Annotated in this window: 18 protein-coding genes; 11 read left to right on the forward strand and 7 right to left on the reverse strand. The window is 73.3% G+C overall.

What is annotated here, in order from left to right; genetic code table 11:
- Positions 1-53: 53 nt before the first annotated feature.
- From ACIGQF_RS23205 to ACIGQF_RS23215, 3 genes are all read right to left on the reverse strand, one after another.
- Positions 54-458 carry a DUF779 domain-containing protein gene (locus ACIGQF_RS23205; protein ID WP_399713280.1) on the reverse strand — a complete coding sequence of 135 codons (405 nt, stop codon included), beginning with the start codon at positions 456-458 and terminating at the stop codon, positions 54-56.
- Positions 458-1975, reverse strand: coding sequence for an aldehyde dehydrogenase (adh, locus tag ACIGQF_RS23210; protein ID WP_399713285.1), 1518 nt, complete (start codon positions 1973-1975; stop codon positions 458-460). The genes ACIGQF_RS23205 and adh overlap by 1 nt, the downstream gene beginning before the upstream one ends.
- A 160-nt stretch (positions 1976-2135) precedes the next feature.
- Positions 2136-3398 (reverse strand): GAF domain-containing protein, encoded by a 1263-nt coding sequence (locus ACIGQF_RS23215; RefSeq protein ID WP_399713288.1) that lies wholly within the window; start codon positions 3396-3398, stop codon positions 2136-2138.
- A 231-nt stretch (positions 3399-3629) separates the two neighbouring features.
- On the opposite strand from ACIGQF_RS23215, the gene ACIGQF_RS23220 reads away from it, so the two are divergent.
- From ACIGQF_RS23220 to ACIGQF_RS23230, 3 genes are read left to right on the forward strand one after another with little or no spacing between them, the layout of a single operon-like run.
- The gene (locus ACIGQF_RS23220; protein ID WP_399713291.1) at positions 3630-4826 is read left to right on the forward strand and encodes an iron-containing alcohol dehydrogenase; all 1197 of its coding nucleotides are present in this window, start codon (positions 3630-3632) and stop codon (positions 4824-4826) included.
- Positions 4827-4836: 10 nt separating this feature from the next.
- The gene (locus tag ACIGQF_RS23225) at positions 4837-6216 is read left to right on the forward strand and encodes a histidine kinase (protein ID WP_399713294.1); all 1380 of its coding nucleotides are present in this window, start codon (positions 4837-4839) and stop codon (positions 6214-6216) included.
- Positions 6206-6907, forward strand: a complete 702-nt coding sequence (locus ACIGQF_RS23230; RefSeq protein ID WP_399713297.1) for a response regulator — start codon at positions 6206-6208, stop codon at positions 6905-6907. The genes ACIGQF_RS23225 and ACIGQF_RS23230 overlap by 11 nt, the downstream gene beginning before the upstream one ends.
- A 17-nt stretch (positions 6908-6924) precedes the next feature.
- Here ACIGQF_RS23230 and mftM read toward each other — a convergent pair whose 3' ends face one another.
- The 4 genes from mftM to mdo all read right to left on the reverse strand — a co-directional run bounded on the left by mftM (position 6925) and on the right by mdo (position 11955).
- Positions 6925-7860, reverse strand: a complete 936-nt coding sequence (mftM, locus tag ACIGQF_RS23235; RefSeq protein ID WP_399713300.1) for a mycofactocin oligosaccharide methyltransferase MftM — start codon at positions 7858-7860, stop codon at positions 6925-6927.
- The gene (locus tag ACIGQF_RS23240; RefSeq protein ID WP_399713303.1) at positions 7857-9395 is read right to left on the reverse strand and encodes a VWA domain-containing protein; all 1539 of its coding nucleotides are present in this window, start codon (positions 9393-9395) and stop codon (positions 7857-7859) included. The genes mftM and ACIGQF_RS23240 overlap by 4 nt, the downstream gene beginning before the upstream one ends.
- Before the next feature lie 12 nt (positions 9396-9407).
- Entirely contained in the window at positions 9408-10559 is a 1152-nt protein-coding gene (locus tag ACIGQF_RS23245; protein WP_399713305.1) for an AAA family ATPase, read from the reverse strand.
- 103 nt (positions 10560-10662) lie between these two features.
- Entirely contained in the window at positions 10663-11955 is a 1293-nt protein-coding gene (mdo, locus tag ACIGQF_RS23250; protein WP_399713308.1) for an NDMA-dependent methanol dehydrogenase, read from the reverse strand.
- Between the two features lie 282 nt (positions 11956-12237).
- On the opposite strand from mdo, the gene mftA reads away from it, so the two are divergent.
- From mftA to acs, 8 genes are all read left to right on the forward strand, one after another.
- On the forward strand, positions 12238-12381 hold the full coding sequence (mftA, locus tag ACIGQF_RS23255) for a mycofactocin precursor MftA (RefSeq protein ID WP_399713310.1): 144 nt from the start codon (positions 12238-12240) through the stop codon (positions 12379-12381).
- A 9-nt stretch (positions 12382-12390) separates the two neighbouring features.
- Entirely contained in the window at positions 12391-12657 is a 267-nt protein-coding gene (mftB, locus tag ACIGQF_RS23260) for a mycofactocin biosynthesis chaperone MftB (RefSeq protein ID WP_399713313.1), read from the forward strand.
- Between the two features lie 31 nt (positions 12658-12688).
- Positions 12689-13918 (forward strand): mycofactocin radical SAM maturase, encoded by a 1230-nt coding sequence (gene mftC / locus ACIGQF_RS23265; RefSeq protein WP_399713315.1) that lies wholly within the window; start codon positions 12689-12691, stop codon positions 13916-13918.
- 49 nt (positions 13919-13967) lie between these two features.
- Positions 13968-15140, forward strand: a complete 1173-nt coding sequence (mftD, locus tag ACIGQF_RS23270) for a pre-mycofactocin synthase MftD (protein WP_399713318.1) — start codon at positions 13968-13970, stop codon at positions 15138-15140.
- A gap of 1 nt (position 15141) precedes the next feature.
- Positions 15142-15912, forward strand: coding sequence for a mycofactocin biosynthesis peptidyl-dipeptidase MftE (gene mftE / locus ACIGQF_RS23275; protein ID WP_399713321.1), 771 nt, complete (start codon positions 15142-15144; stop codon positions 15910-15912).
- Positions 15909-16700 (forward strand): mycofactocin-coupled SDR family oxidoreductase, encoded by a 792-nt coding sequence (locus ACIGQF_RS23280; protein ID WP_399713324.1) that lies wholly within the window; start codon positions 15909-15911, stop codon positions 16698-16700. The genes mftE and ACIGQF_RS23280 overlap by 4 nt, the downstream gene beginning before the upstream one ends.
- Positions 16697-18268 (forward strand): mycofactocin biosynthesis glycosyltransferase MftF, encoded by a 1572-nt coding sequence (mftF, locus tag ACIGQF_RS23285; protein WP_399713326.1) that lies wholly within the window; start codon positions 16697-16699, stop codon positions 18266-18268. Before ACIGQF_RS23280 ends, mftF begins: the two co-directional genes overlap by 4 nt.
- Before the next feature lie 69 nt (positions 18269-18337).
- Positions 18338-20269, forward strand: coding sequence for an acetate--CoA ligase (acs, locus tag ACIGQF_RS23290; protein WP_399713330.1), 1932 nt, complete (start codon positions 18338-18340; stop codon positions 20267-20269).
- Positions 20270-20302 lie beyond the last annotated feature (33 nt).

Raw genomic sequence — 20302 nt, forward strand, 5'->3', positions numbered from 1 at the left:
ACGCCGGACGGCCCGGGGCGCGCCGTCCGCGCCCCGGGCCGTGCTCGTAGGCCTCAGCCGGCGGTGTCGGCTCCCGTGGGGAGCGGCGGCTCGGCATCGATGCGGGCCAGTTCCTCGTCGGTGAGGAGCCGGGAGCGGATGAGGAAGCGAACCCCTTCGGGGGCCTCCAGCGAGAAGCCGCTCCCCCTGCCCGGTACGACGTCGACGGTGAGGTGGGTGTGCTGCCAGTAGGTGAACTGGTCGGCGCTCATCCAGAACGGCACGTCCCCGGAGACGTGGCCGAGGAGGACGTCGACGGCGCCGACCTTGAACTCACCGCGCGGGTAGCACATCGGCGCGCTGCCGTCGCAGCAGCCGCCGGACTGGTGGAACATCACCGGGCCGTGCGTCTCCGTCAGCCGGGCCACCAGTTCCTCGGCGGCCGGCGTCAGTTCGACGCGTCGGATGGGGGCATCCATCAGAAGAACCCGAGCTTCTTCGCCGAGTAGCTGACCAGCAGGTTCTTGGTCTGCTGGTAGTGGTCGAGCATCATCTTGTGGTTCTCGCGGCCGATGCCGGAGTTCTTGTAGCCGCCGAACGCCGCGTGCGCGGGGTAGGCGTGGTAGCAGTTGGTCCACACCCGGCCTGCCTTGATCTCGCGGCCGAGGCGGTACGCGGTGTTGCCGTCCCGCGTCCACACGCCCGCGCCGAGGCCGTAGAGCGTGTCGTTGGCGATCTTCAGGGCCTCGTCGACCGAGTCGTACGTGGTGACCGAGACGACCGGACCGAAGATCTCCTCCTGGAAGATCCGCATGTCGTTGGTGCCGCGGAAGATCGTCGGCTCCACGTAGAAGCCGCCCTCGAAGCCGTCGACGGTCCGGGCGGCACCGCCGGTGAGCAGCTCGGCGCCCTCCTTCTTGCCGATGTCGATGTAGGAGAGGATCTTCTCGAACTGGTCGTTGCTGGCCTGCGCGCCGATCATGGTCGCCGGGTCCAGCGGGTTGCCGCTGGTGATGGCCTTCGTGCGCTCGACACAGCGGGCCATGAACTCGTCGTAGATCGAGGAGTGGATGAGCGCGCGGGACGGACAGGTGCAGACCTCGCCCTGGTTGAGCGCGAACATCACGAATCCCTCGACGGCCTTGTCCAGGAAGTCGTCGTCGGCGGCCATCACGTCCGGCAGGAAGATGTTCGGGCTCTTGCCGCCCAGTTCCAGCGTGACGGGGATGATGTTCTCGCTGGCGTACTGCATGATCAGGCGGCCAGTGGTGGTCTCGCCGGTGAACGCCACCTTGGCGATCCGCGGGCTGGACGCGAGCGGCTTGCCGGCCTCCACGCCGAAGCCGTTGACGACGTTGACCACGCCCGGCGGCAGCAGGTCGGCGATCAGCTCGACGAGGACCAGGATGCTGGCCGGGGTCTGCTCGGCGGGCTTGAGGACCACGCAGTTGCCCGCGGCCAGCGCGGGGGCCAGCTTCCAGATGGCCATGAGCAGCGGGAAGTTCCACGGGATGATCTGGCCGACCACGCCGAGCGGCTCGTGGAAGTGGTACGCGACGGTGTCGGCGTCGATCTCGGAGATCGAGCCCTCCTGGCCGCGTACGGCGCCCGCGAAGTAACGGAAGTGGTCCACCGCCAGCGGCAGGTCGGCGGCGAGCGTCTCACGGACCGGCTTGCCGTTCTCCCAGGTCTCGGCGACCGCGAGCTTTTCGAGATTCTCCTCGATCCGGTCGGCGATCTTGTTGAGGAGATTGGCGCGCTCCGTGGTGGAAGTACGGCTCCACTTCGGCGCGGCGGCGTGCGCGGCGTCCAGCGCGAGGTCGACGTCGGCCGCCGTGGACCGCGCGACCTGGGTGAACGTCCGGCCGTCCACCGGCGAGGGGTTGTCGAAGTACTGGCCCTTCACGGGGGCGACCCAGTCGCCGCCGATGAAGTTGTCGTAGCGCTGCTTGAAGCTGACGACACTGCCATCGCTGCCGGGCTGCGCGTACACCATTGTGCGCTCCTCAGAGGTACGGGTCTGTACGGGGTGCGGCACACCCTCACCCCGTGAGGTTGGCGAAAGGTTGGCGCCTCCTTTCCGTTGCCGGCGAGGGCCGTTCCGGGGCCGACAGGGACCTTTCGGCGGTCCGCCGGGCCGGCTGCCCGGCGGGCCGTCAGTCGCGCAGCGCGGTGCTCAGCCGGCCCGCCGCGAGGGCGCGGCGGGGATCGCCGGCCGGCAGGACGCGCAGCGCGTGTTCATGGATCTCGGCGTCGTGCGGGGCGCGCTCGCCGTAGCGGAGCGCGTGGTCCGGAACCGGGCTGCCGAGGACGGCCTCGCGGACCGCGACCTCCAGGTGCTCCCGCCAGGCCACGATGCCCGGCGCCTCGGACTGCGGCAGCAGTGGCCCTCTGTACCGGGCGAGCGCCCCGTCCGTGTCGCCGGCCGCCAGTGCCCGCAGCACCTCCACGGCGTCGCACTCGACCGGCGTGGTCAGCGCGTACCTGCGGGTGGCGACCGCGCCGCCGAGGGCGCGCCGCAGGTGGGAGACCTCCGCCTTGAACGTGGAGGCGGTCACCGGGCGTTCGCCGTACAGCGCGTCCCGCAGCCGCTCCGGGGTGTACCCCGCCGGCTCCAGCGCCAGCAGCGCGAGGATCTCCAGCTGGCGGGGGCGCAGCCGCAGCCGGGCGCCGGCCCGTACGGCCTCCTCGGCCCCCAGGCAGGCCAGCCGGACACCGGCCGGGGCGCCCGGCACGGCCTCCGCGCCGCTCCTCCGGCGCTCACCCTGGTCGGCGCGGAGCCGGGTCTCGATGGTGGATACCAGGGTCCGGACGGTGGACATGGCGAGCGGGTGCGAGCGGTCCCAAGTGGTGGAGAGGTCCAGTACGCCGAGGATGCGGCCGTCGGGCGCGTGGATCGGGGCGCAGTAGCAGGCCCAGCCGTGCAGCGCGGCGACCAGGTGCTCGGCGGAGAAGACGGCGCTGGGGCGGCCGGTGCGCAGCGCGAGGGAGAGCGCGTTGGTGCCCATGGCCTGCTCGTCCCAGCGGCCGCCGGGCGCGAAGTTGACCCGCTCGGCACGGCGCCGCATGACGCGGCCGCCGCATGTCCACAGGAGGGTGCCGGACTCGTCGGTGACGCCGGCGACGAACCCGGCGTCGTCGGCGATGCTGTTCAGCTCGTCGGCGAGGTCGACGACCGGGCGCCGCAGCGGCGAGTCGGCCCACCGGGGGCGTACCTCACCGCCGTCCGTCACCGGGGCACTGGCCGCGCCGGGGTCCACGGTGTGCAGCGAGCGGACCCAGGACTCGGTCACTTCCCGGCGCAGCGGCGCTTCGCCTTCCAGCACCCGCCGGGCCTCGCGCAGCTCCGGTACCCGGCGGGCCCATTCGTTCTCCAGCGCGGCTCTGCGCTGCCGGAGGTCACTCACCACTGATGACATGGGCGTCCCGAACCTTGTCGTCTCCAGCAGGGTCAACCGACAATCGTCCCCCGGGAACCGCCGGAGCGCACCTGTCCGGACGGACAGGACGTCCCCGTCCCGGAGGACGGTATTTCTCCCACCCCCGCCGCCCGTAGCGTTGTGCGCGTGTGACAGGGGTGTTATTGATCGGTGAACGTAAAAATACTGTGCTCCGCGCACGGAGCACAGACCACCGTCCCAGGAGGGTGCATGCCGCTGTCGGACGGCGCCGTGATGGCCGGCGGTACGGAGGCTCCCGCGCAACTGGCGAAGTTCCACGCGCCCGAAGTGGTGTTCGGTACGGGCTCGCTGGCCGAGCTGGGCCACTGCGCGCTGCGCGTCGGCGGCCGCCGCCCGTTCCTCGTCACGGACCCGGGCCTGATCGAGGCGGGCTGGGTGGACGAGGCGGTCGGCCATCTGCGGCAGGTCGGACTGCGGCCCGTCGTCTGGCACGAGCTGACGCCGAACCCCAAGGACCACGAGGTGGAGGCCGGTTTCCAGCGGTACGCGGAGAGCGGCAGCGATGTGATCGTCGCGCTCGGCGGCGGGTCGTGCATCGACGCGGCGAAGGGCGTGGCGATCCTGGCCAGCAACGGTGGCCGGATCCTGGACTTCGAGGGCGTGGACCTGGTGGGACTGCCGATCCCGCCTACCGTGATGGTGCCGTCCACGTCCGGTACGGGCGCGGACGTCTCACAGTTCGCGGTGATCACCGACACCGCGGAGCAGGTCAAGATCACCATCATCAGCCGGACGCTGGTACCGGAGATCTCGCTGATCGACCCGCGGCTGCTGACCACGATGCCGGACTGGCTGAACGCCGCGACCGGCCTGGACGCCCTCACGCACGCCATCGAGTCCTTCGTCTCCCGTGCCCACAACCCGCTCACCGACAACCTCGCGCTGCACGCCGTACAGCTGATCACCGGCCATCTGCGGGGCACCCAGACCCGGCCCAAGGAGGTCAGCCCGCGGCTGGCGATGGCGCAGGGCTCGCTGGAGGCCGGCATGGCCTTCACCAACGCGATCCTGGGCGCGACGCACGCCATGAGCCACCAGGTGGGCGGGCTGCTGGACGCACCGCACGGCGTGGTCAACGGAGTGCTGCTGCCGCACGTGATCCGCTTCAACGCGGCGGCCCGCCCCGACCGCTTCGTCGCGCTCGCGTCGGCCGCCGGGCTGCCCACCGACGGCGTACCGCCCGAGGAGGCGGCGCTGGCGCTGGCCGAGCGGGTCAGGACGCTCGCGGACGACGTGGGCGTGCCGAAGGGGCTGGCCAGCCTCGGTGTCGCCGAGACCGACCTGCCCCGGCTGGCCAGGACGACCCTCAAGGACGCCTGCCTGGCCACCAATCCGCGGGACGCCGGAGCAGGGGACATCGAAGCCCTCTTCCGGGCCGCGCTGTGAGGTGGTCACGATGAACTTCGCAGGTCAAGAGCGCGGCCCTGGGGCGGACCTGGGCGCGCTCACCGGGCTGCGCTCGGGCAAGCGGTCCTTCTACCCGGCGTACGTGCGCTCCACCGAGCGCCTGGAGCGGACCGTGGAGGCGCTGGACGGCATCTCGCGCGCCCTGGTCCGCACGGCCGAGGGGCCCCGGGCGCTGGTCGAGGCGGTGGTGCGGGCCGCCGCCGAGCACCTGCGGGCGCGCCGGCTGCTGCTGGCCGTGGCGGACGGCGCGCTCCGCGCGGCCCGCCCGCGCTTCCTGGTGCTCGCCGACGACGTGCTGATCGACGACGAGACGATGCTCCCCGCCGATGTGCGCGCGCACCTCGCGGTGTTGCGGACCCGGCCGTGGGAGGCGGAGTCGGCGGACGGCGGCGACGGCTGGGTGCGGGCGCCCATGACGCTGGACGACGAGCCGGTGGGCGGGATCGCGGCACAGCCCGGCACCGGCCTCGAAGTCGCCGACACGGACCTCGCTGTCCTGCGCGTCCTCGCGAACCAGGCGGCCGTCGCGCTGCACAACTCCTACCTCTTCCACTCCGCGACCCGGCTGCGCGGCCGTACGGAACAGCTCTCCGAGGCGGCGGCCCGGCAGGCCAGGGACCTCGCGGCACGCAGCGCCGAGCTGGCCGAGACGCAGGCGCGGCTGGTCGAGGCGATGCAGCGGCAGGCACTGGACGACGAGCGGCACCGCATCGCCCGCGAACTGCACGACAGCGTCACGCAGTACGTGCTCAGCGCGGGCATGACCATGGAGGTGTGCCGGGCCGAACTGGCGGCCCTGGGCGACCCCGTGGCCGAGATCGCCGACCGGCTCGCGGCCGCCAAGGACCTCAACCGGCAGGCCGTGGAGCGGCTGCGGGCCGCCATCTACGCGCTCCACCACAGCGCCGACGAGCCGCCGGGCCCGCTCCCGGTGATGCTGGAACGCCTGTCCTCGGTACACCTCCAGTCGGACCTGGAGGTGCGCGTACGGGTGGCGGGCAGCCCCGTGCCGCTGCCGCCCCGCGCCGAGCAGTCGCTGCTGCGGCTGGCGGGCGAGGCGCTGTTCAACGCGGGGGCGCACGGCGGCGCCGGCCGGGCCGTCGTCCACCTGGGGTACCACCCGGACACGGTCGTCCTGAGCGTGTCGGACAACGGTACGGGCGAGCCGGCGCAACTGCGGCGGGCGCTGCGGCTGTGCCGGGCCGCCGACCTCTCGGGCCGCCACCGCGGGCTGGCCAACATGCTGGCCAGGGCCGAGGAGCTGGGCGGCACGCTGTCCATCCGGCGGGCGCGGCTGGGCGGTATCCAGCTGCGGGTGCAGATTCCGCTGCCGGTCCCCACCGATCCGGAGGTCGCCGATGACGAGTGAGACGCCGATGGCCACGGAACAGCGGCCGTCCGACGGGGCGCCGGCCGCTTCGCCCACCGCCCGGGTACGGGTCGTCCTCGTCGACGACCACGCGATCGTGCGGCAGGGGCTGCGGTCCATCCTGGAGCGCGAACCGGACCTGGAGATCGTCGGCGAGGCGAGTACGGCGGCGGAGGCCACCGCGGTCACCGACCGCACCCGCCCCGACATCGTGCTGCTGGACCTGAAGCTGTCCACCGGAGCCGACGCGGAGGGCCTGGAGCTGTGCGCGCGGCTCACCGGGCGCCATCCCGGCCTGGCGGTCCTCGTCCTGACCACCTTCCTCGACGACGCGCTGGTGGTGGGCGCGATCCAGCACGGCGCGCGCGGATACGTCGTCAAGGACGTGGACACCACCGAACTGCTCCGTTCGATCCGGGCCGTGGCCCGCAACGAGAGCGCCTTCGACTCCCGGTCGGCGGCCGCGATGGTGCGCTCCCTGCGACCGCCGGCCGACCGGCCGGTCTTCACCGAGCGGGAGCTGCGGGTGCTGGAGCTGCTCGCCAAGGGCCTGAGCAACCGCGACATCGGCAGTCGGCTCTACATCTCCGAGACCACGGTGAAGTTCCACGTCCGCAACATCATGCGGAAGCTGGACGCGGCGAGCCGGGCCGAGGCGGTGTACGAGGCGAGCAAGATGGGCGTGATCTGAGCCTCGGCCCGGCGCCCTCACTCCACGTCGAGCACCAGCCAGCCGCCGTGGAAGTCGTTGACCGTGCAGGGGCGTCCGGTGGCCCGGCCGAGCGCGGTGAGCTGGTCCCGGTCGAAGCAGCGGACGTGCCCGTATGCCGCGGTCGGCTCGTCCTCGTACGGCACCGCGACCACCACTCGGTGCCGGGCCAGCCGCAGCGCCTCGGTCAGGACCGCGGCGCCGTGCCGGGGGTCGAGGTGTTCCAGCAGGTGAATGGCGGTGACGGTGTCCACGGCGCGGTCCGGCAGCGGCACCCGGGCCGCGTCGCAGGTGACGGTGCGCAGCGGCGTCCCCCGGGCGCCGGCCACCGCTTCGAGCAACCGCATCGTGCCGGACGACACGTCGGAGGCGAGGACGGTGCGGTCCGGCTGCCGGGCGAGCAGCAGGGCGAGGAAGCCGAAGCAGGCGCCGAGGTCCAGGACGCTGCCCGGCGGTACCAGGTCCAGGGTCCGGCGGTAGACCGGCGCGAACCCGGCGATCGAGGAGTGGCCGGCGGGTGCCGAGCCCTGCCAGCAGGCGCCGATGCGGGCCAGGGTGTTGTCGTAGAAGCGGGACCAGGAGGCGATCGAGCCGGGCACGCAGGAGCGCACCACGCCGGTGAAGACCCGCTCGAAGACGTCGGGTCCGGACAGCCAGCCGGGCGCGAACAGCTCGCCCGCGAGCAGCCCGGCCAGGTCGTTGTCGAGCGCTTCGGGGGTGATCCGGTGGGCCACCTCGATGCGGTGGGCTCGGCGGCGCAGACAGAAGTGGTCCGTCCGCACCACCGGCGGCTCCTGCGCCGCCGGGGTGCGGGTGGTGCCGCGCGCGCCGTCCCGGACGACGCTGACGAGGTGGTCGGCGTAGTGGCCCGGCCGGTGGGGGGCGAGCGGGTCGATGGCGGTGGCGGCGAGCCGCAGCCGGTCGGGCACGGTCACCGGCCCGTCACCTCCGCCGTCATGCGGTCCGCCGTGCGCCGCAGCCCGGCGAGGTCGCCGACGACCTGGACGCGGTCGCAGTACTCCGCGTACCGCGGCAGGTCGCAGGCGCCCAGCCCCCAGGAGTAGCGGGGTTCGGGCGTGAGCCACAGGGTCTGCCGGACCCGGCGGGTCAGCTCGGCGAAGGCGTCGATGCCCGGGTCGTTGCCGTTGCCGCGGCCGTCGCCGAGGACGAGGAACGTGGTGCGGCGGTTGAAGGCGCCGCCGTGGTCCCGCAGCAGCGCTTCGAAGGCCCGGCCGTAGTCGGAATTGGCGTCGGTGTCGAGCAGGCCGCCGGCCGGCAGCCCGTCGAAGACCAGGCCGAGCGCGCGCTCCAGCGGATGCTCGGCGAACAGCTCGGTGATCTCGGTCGGTTCGTCGACGAAGGCGAAGGTCCGCACCTGTGCGAAGAGCGACTGCAGACCGTGCACCAGGTGCAGGGTGAAGCGTGCCGTGGACCGGACGGACAGCGAGACGTCGGTGAGGACGACCAGGCGGGGCTTGTCCTCGGCGCGGGTGACGGTGACCGGGCGAAAGGGCACACCGTCGTACCGCATGTTCCGGCGCATCGTGCGGCCCGGATGCACCCGCCCGCGCGGGGTGTTGCGCTTACGGCTGGTCAGCGCGCCGTGCAGGGAACGCGCCACCCGGCGCAGCGCGTCCTCCAGGTCGGCCCGCTCGTCCTCGTCGACGTGCTCGGACCGTACCTGTTCGGCGAGCCGGGTCTCCACGGCGACCGATTCCAGTGCGGCGAGCCGGTCCAGGTGGCGTTTGAGGAGTTCGGGGAGGTTGTCGAGGGTGCCGGCCAGGCGGCGGCGCAGCGCCTCCAGGGCAGCCCGGTCCGCCTCGTCCGCGTCGTCGCCGTTCGCGAGCCACCCGAGGAGCGCGTCCTGCTGGGCGACGGACAGTTCGGTGTCGATCCGGTGGCCGGTCGCGGCGGACAACTGGCCCGGTATGCCCGCGCCGTGCAGCCGCTCGGTCTCCAGCTGCACGGAGGGCACGTCGCCGCCGCCCGCCTGCGCGCCGTCCTTGGACAGCACGATCTCGTCGGTCATCGACGCCAGGTCGATCTTGTTGGCCTCCTGGTGGAGGTTGTACTGCTCGGCCAGGTCCTGCTGGTCGAAGTAGTCCCGGATGTCGGACGGCTTGCCGTGGCTGTGTCCCTGCTGCGGGGTCTCCGAGGGCTCTTCGGAGACGGTGAAGGAGTCCAGCGCGCCGGTGTCGGTGAGGTCGTCGTGCTCATGGGTGTGGCCGTGCCCGTCGTCCCGCTCCCCCACCGGGCGCAGCGAGAAGAACGCGGTGAACAGCTCGTCGAACACCGCGTCGTCCCGCCGGTCCTTCACCAGCGCCAGCCGCAGCGCCTCACGCAGCGTCTCCCGGTCGGCGAGCACGCCCGGCTGGGCCGCGCAGCGCATCGCGTCCAACGCCTCCGACACCGACACCCGCAGGCCGAACAGGCGCAGGATGCGTACGAACCGGTGCAGGCCGCTCTCCACGTCGCCGCCTCCTCACGCCTTGCGGCGGGTGATCGCGGAGAACGCGCGGGCACCCTGGCCGCGGCCGGTGGTGGGGGCGGGCGCGGGCGCCGCGGGGGCCGGGCCGTCCGTCGCCGGCGCGTCGTGGTGGTGCCCGTGGTCATGGCCGTGGTGGTGCCCGTGACCGTGGTGGTGGCCGTGCGGCACCGGCAGCTCCGCGTTCGGGTCGACGAGCCGCGGCAGCACCTCCAGCGCACGGTCCATGTCGCGCTCGTACTTCAGGACCACGTTCGCGGTCTCGGCGAGCACCTGCGGGTCCAGCTCCTCGACACCGAGCACGGCGAGGGTGCGGGCCCAGTCGACGGTCTCGGAGATGCTGGGGCTCTTGCGCAGGTCCAGCTCACGCAGTCCGCGCACCACGTCCACCAGCCGCCGCACCGCGGCCGCCGGCAGCCCGGTCTCCTTGGACCGCAGGATGGCCAGCTCCCGCTCGGCGTCCGGGTAGTCCAGGAAGAGGTGCAGGCAGCGGCGCTTGAGCGCGGCGGACAGGTCGCGGGTGTTGTTGGAGGTGAGCACGACGTACGGCGGGACCTTCGCGGTGTACGTACCGATCTCCGGCACCGAGACCTGGAACTCCGCGAGGCACTCCAGCAGCACCGCTTCCAGCGCCTCGTCGGCGCGGTCCACCTCGTCGATCAGCAGCACGGCGGGCTGCTCGCCGCGGATCGCGTCCAGCAGCGGGCGCGGGGCGAGGAAGCGGTCGGAGAAGAAGACGCTGTCCTGCCCGCCGATGCGCTCGACGGCACTGGCCAGGTCGGGCGCGTCGGCGGTGATGTCACTGATCTTGTCGCGCAGCATCTGGGTGTAGAGCAGCTGCTTGCCGTAGTCCCACTCGTACAGCGCCTTGCTCTCGTCCTGGCCTTCGTAGCACTGCAGGCGGAGCAGGCGGCGGCCGGTGGCCGCCGCGAGGGTCTTGGCCAGTTCGGTCTTGCCGACGCCGGCCGGGCCCTCCAGCAGGACCGGCTTGTCCAGCCGGGACTGCAGGAAGACGGTGGTGGCCAGGCGGCGGTCGGCGATGTAACCGTGCGCGGCGAACCGCTCGGTCACGTCCTCGACCGAGGCGAAAGCGGTGTCGGTGGCGGTCTCGGTGGCGGTGTCATCGGTCAGGGCGGGTGTTGCGGGCACGGCTCCTCCGTCCGTCCGGGGGCGGGCGGGACCGGTGTGCGGCCGGCCCCGCCCGGCGCGGCTGTGGGTCAGACGCGGGGTGGGGGTCAGGCTCCGCTGCGGCTCAGCCGAGCAGATCGTCCAGGTCACCGGTCATGCAGTGCTCGACGACCGGGCGGACGGTGTCGAAGGTGCACTCCTTGGCGTTGCCCGGGGTGCAGGCGTCGCCGAGGACGTGGTGCGTGATGCGGTCGACGTCGGCGGCGTCGCCGCTGATCACGGAGGCCTTCTCGTAGTACGCGGTCGGGCCCGTGCCGAGCCGGTTCTTGGAATACGAATCCTGCTTGACGTCCACGAACCGCTCGGGGATGCCGACGTCGCGCAGCAGCCGGATCCCGGCCGCCAGCGCCGCCTCGGCGGCCCGCACCTTGGTCATGCCGTGCGTGTCCACGCCCATCGCCTCGGCGATGTCGGCGAACCGCTCGTACTGCGCCGGCATGTTGAACGCCCACACCCGGGGCAGCGCGATGGCGTTGTTGAGCCCGTGGTGGGTGTCGTAGAAGGCGCTGACCGCGTGCGAGATGGAGTGGATGATGCCCAGGCCACCGGAGTTGAAGGCCTGCGCCGCGATGTACTGCGCGTACATCATGCCCTCGCGGCCGGCCAGGTCCTGGCCGTTCCAGACCGCCTGCCGCAGGCTCTGCGCGGTCAGCTTGATCGCATGCAGCGCGTTGCCCAGCGAGGGCTGGAAGTTGAGCCGGGATACGTACGGCTCGGAGGCGTGCGCGAGGACGTCGAAGCCGCACTGGGCGGTGTAGTCCACCGGGCAGTCGTAGTACAGCGTGGGGTCGTCGATCGCGAGGCTGGTGACGGAGGCGTCGTCGAACGCCACGTACTTGTGCGGGTTCTCCGGGTCGGTCGTGGTGTCGGTGATGACGTACGCCCAGGAGGTCTCCGAGCCGGTGCCGGCCGTGGTGGAGACCGCGATGTGCGGCGGGTTCTTGGGGTTCTCGGACTTGTTGAAGCCCTCGAACTCGTTGACGCTGCGGCCGTCGTGGGCCACCGAGATCCGCGCGCCCTTGCAGGCGTCGTGCGAGGAGCCGCCGCCGATCGAGACGAAGGAGTCGCACTTGTTCTGCTGGTACAGCGCCACGGCGTCCATGACGTTGTAGTCCTTGGGGTTGGACTCGACCTTGTCGTAGAGCACGACCTCCAGGCCGTGGTACTTCATCGACTCAACGATCTTGTGCACGGTGTCGCTGCCGCGCAGGCCGGTGGTCATCACCAGCGTCTTCTTGAAGCCCAGCTTCTTGGCCTCGGGACCGATCATCTCGTGCGCTCCGGGACCCATCAGGGCCCGCGGGAACGGATGGAACTCCTTGATCGGGAACGGCTTGAGAAGTTCGTCTACCTGCATCGGAACACGTTTCCTCTCCGCGGTGGGGAGCTCGGACGGGCCGAACGTAGGCGGCCCGCTTCCCGCCGTGGAAGCGGTGCGGCGGCGATCCCGGCCGGCCGGCCGGGGGGACGGCACGGACGCAGGGTGCGGGCCCCCTCCGAACGGAGGGGGCGACGGCGGCCGAAGGCACGGCGAGACGACGCGGGCCGCGGTCCTAGCTTCGTTCCAAGGGCCCGACGGCTCGCCCTCACGAGCCCGACGGCCCCTCCCTCCCCTCCATCCGTCCCGGAAGGACATGTCATGTACGAGGACGCCCGTACCACCGAGCCCGCCACCGTCACCGGCCCCACCGCCGCGCCGGAGGACGGCATCGTCGAGGCGGTGCTTGTCGAAGAGGTGCTCGTCGAGGAGGTCTCCATCGACGGCATGTGCGGCGTCTACTAGGCCACCGCCATGAACTCCCCCTTTGACGCCGGACGGCCGTACCGGCTGAACCCGAGTGTCGCGCTGCGCCCCGAGCCGTTCGGGGCGCTGGCGTACCACTTCGGCAACCGCCGGCTGTCCTTCCTGAAGGCACCCGAGCTGGTCGAGCTCGTCACCGGGCTCGACCGGCACCCCAGCGTGACCGAGGCGCTGGCCCGCGTACCCGGCCGGCGCCGCGCCGCCTTCCTGCGCGCCCTCGCCTCGCTGGCCGCCGCCGACATGATCATCCCGCAGTGATGCGGACGAGAAGCGGAAGAGGAGTCCGGTGATGACCACCCTCTACGAAGCCCCGCCCGCCGAGCCGGTACCGGCCCTGGTCGAGCAGTTCAAGGGCGGCCTGCACGCCCCGATCTGCCTGACCTGGGAGTGGACCTACGCGTGCAACCTGTCCTGCGCCCACTGCCTGTCCTCCTCGGGCCGGCGGGACCCGATGGAGCTGTCCACCGACGAGATCAAGTCGGTGATCCGGGAGCTGCAGCGGATGCAGGTGTTCTACGTCAACGTCGGCGGCGGCGAGCCGACCGTACGCCCCGACTTCTGGGAGCTGCTGGACTACGCGATCGCGCACCAGGTGGGCGTGAAGTTCTCCACCAACGGGCTGCGGCTCACCCCGGAGCGCGCCGAGCGGCTGGCCGCCACCGACTACGTCGACATCCAGATCTCGCTGGACGGCGCGACCCGCGAGGTCAACGACGCGGTGCGCGGGCCCGGTTCGTACGACATGGCGCTGCGCGCGATGGAGAACCTGGCCGCTGCCGGCTTCGCCGACTTCAAGATCTCGGTGGTGATGACCCGGCAGAACATCCCGCAGCTCGACGATCTCGCCGCCATCGCCGACCGGTTCGGGGCACAGCTGCGCCTCACCCGGCTGCGTCCCTCGGGCCGCGGCGCGGATGTGTGGGACGAGCTGCACCCCACGGACGCCCAGCAGCGCGAGCTGTACCGGTGGCTGGTCGCCAACGGCGAGAAGGTGCTGACCGGCGACTCCTTCTTCCATCTCAACGCGCTCGGCTCGACGCCGATTCCGGGCCTGAACCTGTGCGGCGCGGGGCGGGTGGTCTGTCTGATCGACCCGGTGGGCGACGTGTACGCCTGCCCGTTCGCGATCCACGACGCCTTCAAGGCGGGCAACGTCCGCTCGCCCGGCGGCTTCGACGAGGTGTGGCGCTCCTCGGCGCTCTTCGCCGAGCTGCGCGGTGAGCAGTCCTCGGGCGCATGCACGTCCTGCTCCGCGTTCGACGTCTGCCAGGGCGGCTGCATGGCCGCGAAGTTCTTCACCGGGCTGCCGCTGGACGGCCCGGACCCCGAATGCGTCAAGGGCCACGGCGCCGCCGCGCTGGCCGCCGCCGACCGGCAGCTGCCGCCGCAGGGCAAGGACCACTCGCACCGTACGAGCCCGGCGCCGCGCCCGGTGTCCCTGGGCATGCCGGCGCTGCGGACCCGCCGCCCCGACCGCGTCTGCGACGAGAGCCCGCTGGCCGGCCTGGACCCGCGGTGAGCAGCCGCCACGCCACGCGAACGGACAGAGACGACGAGAGAGGAAGATCATGAGCGGTTGGTTCGAGACGGTGACGGAGGCGCAGCGCAGGGCCCGGAAACGGCTGCCGAAGTCCGTCTACAGCGCGCTGCTCGCCGGTTCGGAGAAGGGCGTCTCCTACGACGACAACACCGCGGCCTTCGCACAGCTGGGGTTCGCCCCGCACGTCGCCGGGCTGTCGGCCAAGCGTGAGCTGGCGACGACGGTCCTGGGCGAGCAGATAGCGCTGCCGGTGATCATCTCCCCGACCGGGGTGCAGGCGGTGCACCCCGACGGGGAGGTGGCCGTCGCCCGCGCGGCCGCGGCCCGCGGCACGGCGATGGGCCTCAGCTCCTTCGCCAGCAAGCCGCTGGCGGACGTCGTCGCCGCCAACCCGCAGACGTTCTTCCAGATGTACTGGATGGGGACCCGGGACGACATCCGACGGCGGATCGAACGCGCCCGTGAGGCCGGGGCCAAGGCGCTGATCGCCACTCTCGACTGGTCCTTCTCGCACGGCCGGGACTGGGGCAGCCCGAAGATCCCCGAACGGCTGGACCTCAAGGCGATGGTGCGGTTCGCCCCGGAGGCGCTCGCGCGACCGCGCTGGCTGGCGGACTTCGTCAGGTACCGCGGCCTGCCCGACCTGACGACGCCCAACCTCGCCGAGCCGGGGCGCGGCGCGCCCACGTTCTTCGGGGCCTACGGCGAGTGGATGCAGACCCCGCCGCCCTCGTGGGAGGACGTGCGCTGGCTGCGCGAGCAGTGGGACGGGCCGTTCCTGCTCAAGGGCGTCTGCCGGGTGGACGACGCGCGGCGCGCGGTGGACGCCGGTGTCACCGCGATCTCGGTGACCAATCACGGCGGCAACAACCTCGACGGCACCCCGGCCCCGATCCGCGTGCTGCCGGCCGTCGCGGACGCGGTGGGCGACCAGGTGGAGGTGCTGCTGGACAGCGGTGTCCGCCGGGGCAGCGACGTGGTCAAGGCGCTGGCCCTCGGCGCCAGGGCCGTGATGATCGGCCGCGCCTACCTGTGGGGCCTGGCCGCGAACGGGCAGGCGGGGGTGGAGAACGTACTCGACATCCTGCGTGGCGGCATCGACTCGGCGCTGCTGGGCCTCGGCCGCTCCTCCGTCCACGAGCTGACCCGCGACGACGTGGTGGTCCCGCCCGGCTTCACCCGCACCCTGGGCGCGGCCTGAGATGCCGCCCGAGCCCGCCCCGCTGGCCGGGGCCACCTGGCCCGAACTGACGGATCGCCGCCCCTTGGTGCTCCTGCCGCTCGGCTCCTGCGAGCAGCACGGCCCGCACCTGCCGCTGGACACCGACGCGGCGGTGGCGGGAGCGGTCGCCGAACGGTCCGCCGCCCGGCTCGCCGACGCGGACGATACGCCGGACGTACTGGTCGCGCCGGTCCAGCCGTACGGCGCGAGCGGCGAGCACGAAGGCTTCGCCGGCACGGTCTCTCTCGGGCAGGCCGCGCTGGAACTGCTCGTCGTGGAGCTGGGGCGCTCGCTGCTGCGCTGGGCGGGGCGGCTGCTGGTGGTGAACGGGCACGGCGGCAACGTCGAGGCGCTGTCCCGGGCGGTGGCCCTGCTGCGGTACGAGGGCCGGGACGCCGCCTGGTGGCCGTGCGTACCGTCCGGTTCCGACGCGCACGCCGGGCGCGCCGAGACGTCGATGATGCTGCGGCTGCGCCCGGCGGCGGTACGCACCGGGCGCGCGGCAGCCGGGCCCACCGACCCCATCGAACGGCTGCTCCCCCGGCTGCGGGCGAGTTCGGTCCGCGCGGTCAGCCCGTCGGGCGTCCTCGGCGACCCGGCCGGTGCCCACGCGGCGGAGGGCGAACGGCTGCTGGCCGGAATGGCCGAGCGGCTGGCGGCGGACGCCGACGGCTGGCACGTGGGCGAGGACGGCCGGCTGGGCGGGCGGGCCGCCCAGCCGGCACGAGCGGTGCGGGAGGCAACACGATGACGCGGCCGGAGCAGCGGGTGGCCCTGGTCACCGGAGCCGCGCGGGGCATCGGCGCCGCGGTCGTACGACGACTGGCCGGCGAGGGCTGGGCGGTGGTCGCGGTCGATGCCTGCACGGACGACCCCGGCGTCCCCTACGCGCTGGCCGCGCCGGAGCAGTTGGCGGCGCTGGGCGAGGAGTTCACCGATGTCCGTACCGTACGGGCCGACGTCCGCGACGCCGCCGCCGTGCGGCGTGCCGTGGAGCTGGCCGAGCGGGAGTTCGGCGGGCTGGACGCGGCCGTGGCCGCCGCCGCGGTGATCCTGGGCGGCGGCCCGGTCTGGGAACAGCCCGAAGCGGACTGGCGGACCCTCTTCGACGTGGACGTCACCGGCGTACTGAACCTGGCGCGCGCCGCCGTACCCGCGCTGCTCCGCAGGCCGGCGCCCCGGCACGGCCGGTTCGTCGCCCTCGCCTCGGCCGCGGCCCACCGCGGCCTGTGGGGCCTGGGCGGCTACTGCGCGGCCAAGCACGCCGTACTGGGCCTGGTACGCGGCCTCGCCTACGACCTCCGGGACACCGGCGTCAACGCGGTCGCGGTCTCGCCCGGCTCCACCGACACCGCCATGCTGCGCGCCACCGCCGCCCTCTACGGCCTCGACGACACCGCCGGACTCGCCGCGAGCCAGCTGGTGGGGCGGGTGCTGGCCCCGGAGGAGGTGGCCACCGTGGTCGCGTGGGCCTGCGCCCGCGAGGCCGCCGCCGTCACCGGATCGGTCCTGCACGCGGACGGAGGCTTCACCGGATGACCGCCACGCCCCTCCCCCCGCCTCTGCCCGAGCCCTGGGACACCCGGCTCCCCATCGGCTTCGCCGTCGAACTCGCCGCCGACGCGCACCGCTCGCGCGACGGGCGGCTGCTGCTCGCCGGCGCGCCGCCCCGGCTGCTCCGCCTCGGGCCGACGGCCGCACGGCTGCTGGACGGAGGCCGGTTCACCGTCACCGGCCGGACCTCGGCGGCGCTCGCCCGGCGGCTGCTGGACATCGGGGCGGTACATCCCCGGCCGCCCGCCGGAGCCGCGGCCGGCCGGCCGGAGCGCGGTACGGAGGGCCCGCGGACAACCGTCGTCGTGCCCGTCCGCGACCGGGCCGACCTCGTGGACCGGTTGCTGGGCCGGCTGCGGGCCGACCCGCTCACCGCCCGGCTGCCGGTGCTCGTCGTCGACGACGGGTCCCACGAGTCCGCGGCACCGGCGCTGGCGCGGGCCGCCGACCGGCACGGCGCCACCCTGTTCCGCCATCCCCGCAACCTCGGCCCCGCCGCGGCGCGCAACACCGGCCTGCGGCACGCGGCCACCCCGTACGTCGCGTTCCTCGACTCCGACGTGGCGCCCGGACCGGGCTGGCTGGCGCCGCTGCTGGCGCAGTTCGCCGACCCCGCGGTGGCGCTCGTCGCGCCCCGGATCGTCGCGGCGCCGGTTCCCGGCGATCGGCGCCGCGTCCTGGACCGCTACGAGGGCGTGCGGTCGCCGCTGGACATGGGCGCACGGGAGGGGCCCGTCGTGCCGCTGTCGGCGCTCGCGTACGTGCCGAGCGCGACACTCGTCGTCCGGCGGGCAGCGCTGGGCGCGGGCTTCGACCCACGGCTCCGGGTGGCCGAGGACGTGGACCTCTGCATGCGGCTGCACGAGGCGGGCTGGCGACTGCGGTACGTACCCGCCGTCACCATGGGCCACCACCACCGCACCGGACTGCGGGGCTGGCTCGGGCAGCGGGCCGGGTACGGCACCGGCGCCGCCGAACTGGCGCTGCGTCACCCCGGGCAGGTACCGCCGATGCACGCCGCGCCCTGGTCGGTGGCCGCCTGCGCCCTGCTGCTGCGCGGGCGGCCGCTGCCGGCGGCCGCCGCGGTCGCACTGGCCGGGGTGACCGCGGTACGGCTGGCCCGCCGGATGCCGGACGCCGACACGCCGGTACGCGCCGCCGCGCTGCTGACCCTCGCCGGACTGCGCGGCACCGCCGAGCAGTTGCTGCGCTGCGCGACCCGGCACCACTGGCCGCTGGCGCTGGCGGCGGGCGCGGCGAGCCGCCGGGCCCGCCGGGTGCTGCTCGCCGCCGCCCTCGCCGAGGGGTTGCTCGACCACCGGCGCGCCGCCTCCGGCCTCGGTCCCCTGACGCACGTGGCGGTCCGCCGCCTGGACGACCTCGCGTACGGCTGGGGCGTGTGGCGCGGTGCGCTCCGCCGCCGGACCGCGGGCCCGCTGGTGCCGCGGATCGTACGGACCGCCGCGCCCGCCCGGCCGCCCGCCGCAACCCCGCCCTCTCGTACGCCGCGCCCCGCGCACCAACCTTCCGCCAACCTCCCCGCGCCACATTGAGTACACCTTCGCTCGCTTGAGCGATCACACCTCGGCCCGCTGTTCGACGCCCCGCCCGGAGGCCCCCTGATGTCCGTCCCGCCGCCCACCGAACAGACCGCCGGCACCGCCCAGTCCGGCCCGGCCGGCGAACCGCTCGCCCAGCCCGACACGGCGCTGACGGCCTTCTGGGCCGGACAGGCCCGGCGGCTGCACTGGGAACGGCCATGGGCCGAGGTGCTGGACTGGTCCGACGCACCGTTCGCCCAGTGGTTCTCCGGCGGCCGGCTGAACGTCGCGTACAACTGCGTCGACCGCCACGTCGCGGACGGCCACGGCGAGCAGGTCGCCTTCCACTGGGAGGGCGAGCCGGGCGACACCCGCACGATCACCTACGCCGACCTTCAGCGCGAGGTGTGCCGTACCGCCAACGCCCTGCTCTCGCTGGGCCTGACGGCCGGCGACCGGGTGGCCATCCAGCTGCCGATGATCCCCGAAGCGGTCTTCGCGATGCTGGCCTGCGCGCGGCTCGGGCTGCCGCACAGCGTCGTGTTCGGCGGATTCTCGCCGGCGGCGCTGCGGTCCCGCATCACGGACGCCGGGGCGCGGCTGCTGATCACGGCGGACGGGCAGTACCGCAGGGGCACCGCCGTACCGATGAAGGACGGCACGGACGAGGCCACGGCACACACCCCGAGCATCGAGCACGTCCTCGTCGTCCGGCGTACCGGCGGCGAGGTCGCGTGGACCGAGGGGCGCGACCTGTGGTGGCACGAGCTGGTGGACGCGCAGTCCGACGTGCACGAGGCGGTGGCGTTCGACGCCGAGCACCCGCTGTTCATCCTCTACACCTCGGGCACGACGGGCAGCCCCAAGGGCATCCTGCACACCTCCGGCGGCTACCTCACCCAGGCCGCCTACACCCACCGCACCGTCTTCGACCACCGCCCCGGCGACGACGTCTACTGGTGCACCGCCGACATCGGCTGGATCACCGGACACACCTACATCGTGTACGGACCGCTGGCCAACCGCGCGACCTCCGTCCTCTACGAGGGCACACCCAACACCCCGCACGAGGGGCGGCACTTCGAGATCATCCAGAAGTACGGCGTCTCGCTCTACTACACCGCGCCCACCTTGATTCGCTCCTTCATGAAGTGGGGCGAGGAACTGCCGGCGCGGTACGACCTGTCCACGCTGCGGGTGCTGGGCAGCGTCGGCGAACCGATCAACCCCGAGGCGTGGCGGTGGTACCGCAAGCATCTGGGTGCCGGCCGGACGCCCGTCGTGGACACCTGGTGGCAGACCGAGACCGGCGCCGTCATGCTCTCCCCGCTGCCGGCCGAGGCGGACGCGAAGCCGCCCAAGCCCGGCTCGGCACAGGCCCCGCTGCCCGGCATCTCGGCCGCCGTCGTCAACGACCGGGGGGAGCCGGTCGGCCGCGGCGAGAGCGGCTACCTCGTACTGGACCGGCCCTGGCCCGCGATGCTCCGCGGCATCTGGGGCGACGAGGAGCGGTTCCGGGAGACGTACTGGTCGCGCTTCGCCCGCCAGGGGTACTACTTCGCCGGCGACGGCGCGCGCTACGACGAGGACGGCGACATCTGGCTGCTGGGCCGGGTGGACGACGTCATGAACGTCTCCGGGCACCGGATCTCCACCGCCGAGGTCGAGTCGGCGCTGGTCGCGCACCCGAGCGTGGCCGAGGCGGCGGTGGTCGGCGCGACGGACGCGACCACCGGGCAGGCCATCGTCGCGTTCGTCGTGCTGCGCGGCAGCGCGCCGGACGACGGCACGGACGTCGTGGGCCCGCTCCGTGCCCACGTCGCCGCGGAGATCGGGCCGATCGCCAAGCCCCGGCAGATCATGGCCGTGCCGGAGCTGCCGAAGACCCGCTCGGGCAAGATCATGCGGCGGCTGCTGCGGGACGTGGCGGAGAACCGCGAGATCGGGGACGTCACCACGCTGGCCGACGCCTCCGTCATGGCCTCGATCCAGCAGGGCCTCGCCGACGGCTGACGCGCCCGCGCACGTGTCGCCCCTCTCCCTCCC

Origin of the sequence: Streptomyces sp. NPDC053560 (assembly GCF_044544605.1) — a bacterium.
Lineage (GTDB): Bacteria > Actinomycetota > Actinomycetes > Streptomycetales > Streptomycetaceae > Streptomyces.

Coding starts and splice junctions, on each gene's coding strand:
- mftA (WP_399713310.1), top strand. CDS start 12,238: ATGTACGAGGACGCCCGTACCACCGAGCCCGCCACCGTCACCGGCCCC.
- ACIGQF_RS23220 (WP_399713291.1), top strand. CDS start 3,630: ATGCCGCTGTCGGACGGCGCCGTGATGGCCGGCGGTACGGAGGCTCCC.
- ACIGQF_RS23225 (WP_399713294.1), top strand. CDS start 4,837: ATGAACTTCGCAGGTCAAGAGCGCGGCCCTGGGGCGGACCTGGGCGCG.
- acs (WP_399713330.1), top strand. CDS start 18,338: ATGTCCGTCCCGCCGCCCACCGAACAGACCGCCGGCACCGCCCAGTCC.
- ACIGQF_RS23230 (WP_399713297.1), top strand. CDS start 6,206: ATGACGAGTGAGACGCCGATGGCCACGGAACAGCGGCCGTCCGACGGG.
- ACIGQF_RS23205 (WP_399713280.1), bottom strand. CDS start 458: ATGGATGCCCCCATCCGACGCGTCGAACTGACGCCGGCCGCCGAGGAA.
- mftF (WP_399713326.1), top strand. CDS start 16,697: ATGACCGCCACGCCCCTCCCCCCGCCTCTGCCCGAGCCCTGGGACACC.
- mftD (WP_399713318.1), top strand. CDS start 13,968: ATGAGCGGTTGGTTCGAGACGGTGACGGAGGCGCAGCGCAGGGCCCGG.
- adh (WP_399713285.1), bottom strand. CDS start 1,975: ATGGTGTACGCGCAGCCCGGCAGCGATGGCAGTGTCGTCAGCTTCAAG.
- ACIGQF_RS23280 (WP_399713324.1), top strand. CDS start 15,909: ATGACGCGGCCGGAGCAGCGGGTGGCCCTGGTCACCGGAGCCGCGCGG.
- mftC (WP_399713315.1), top strand. CDS start 12,689: ATGACCACCCTCTACGAAGCCCCGCCCGCCGAGCCGGTACCGGCCCTG.
- mftB (WP_399713313.1), top strand. CDS start 12,391: ATGAACTCCCCCTTTGACGCCGGACGGCCGTACCGGCTGAACCCGAGT.
- mftE (WP_399713321.1), top strand. CDS start 15,142: ATGCCGCCCGAGCCCGCCCCGCTGGCCGGGGCCACCTGGCCCGAACTG.
- mdo (WP_399713308.1), bottom strand. CDS start 11,955: ATGCAGGTAGACGAACTTCTCAAGCCGTTCCCGATCAAGGAGTTCCAT.
- ACIGQF_RS23215 (WP_399713288.1), bottom strand. CDS start 3,398: ATGTCATCAGTGGTGAGTGACCTCCGGCAGCGCAGAGCCGCGCTGGAG.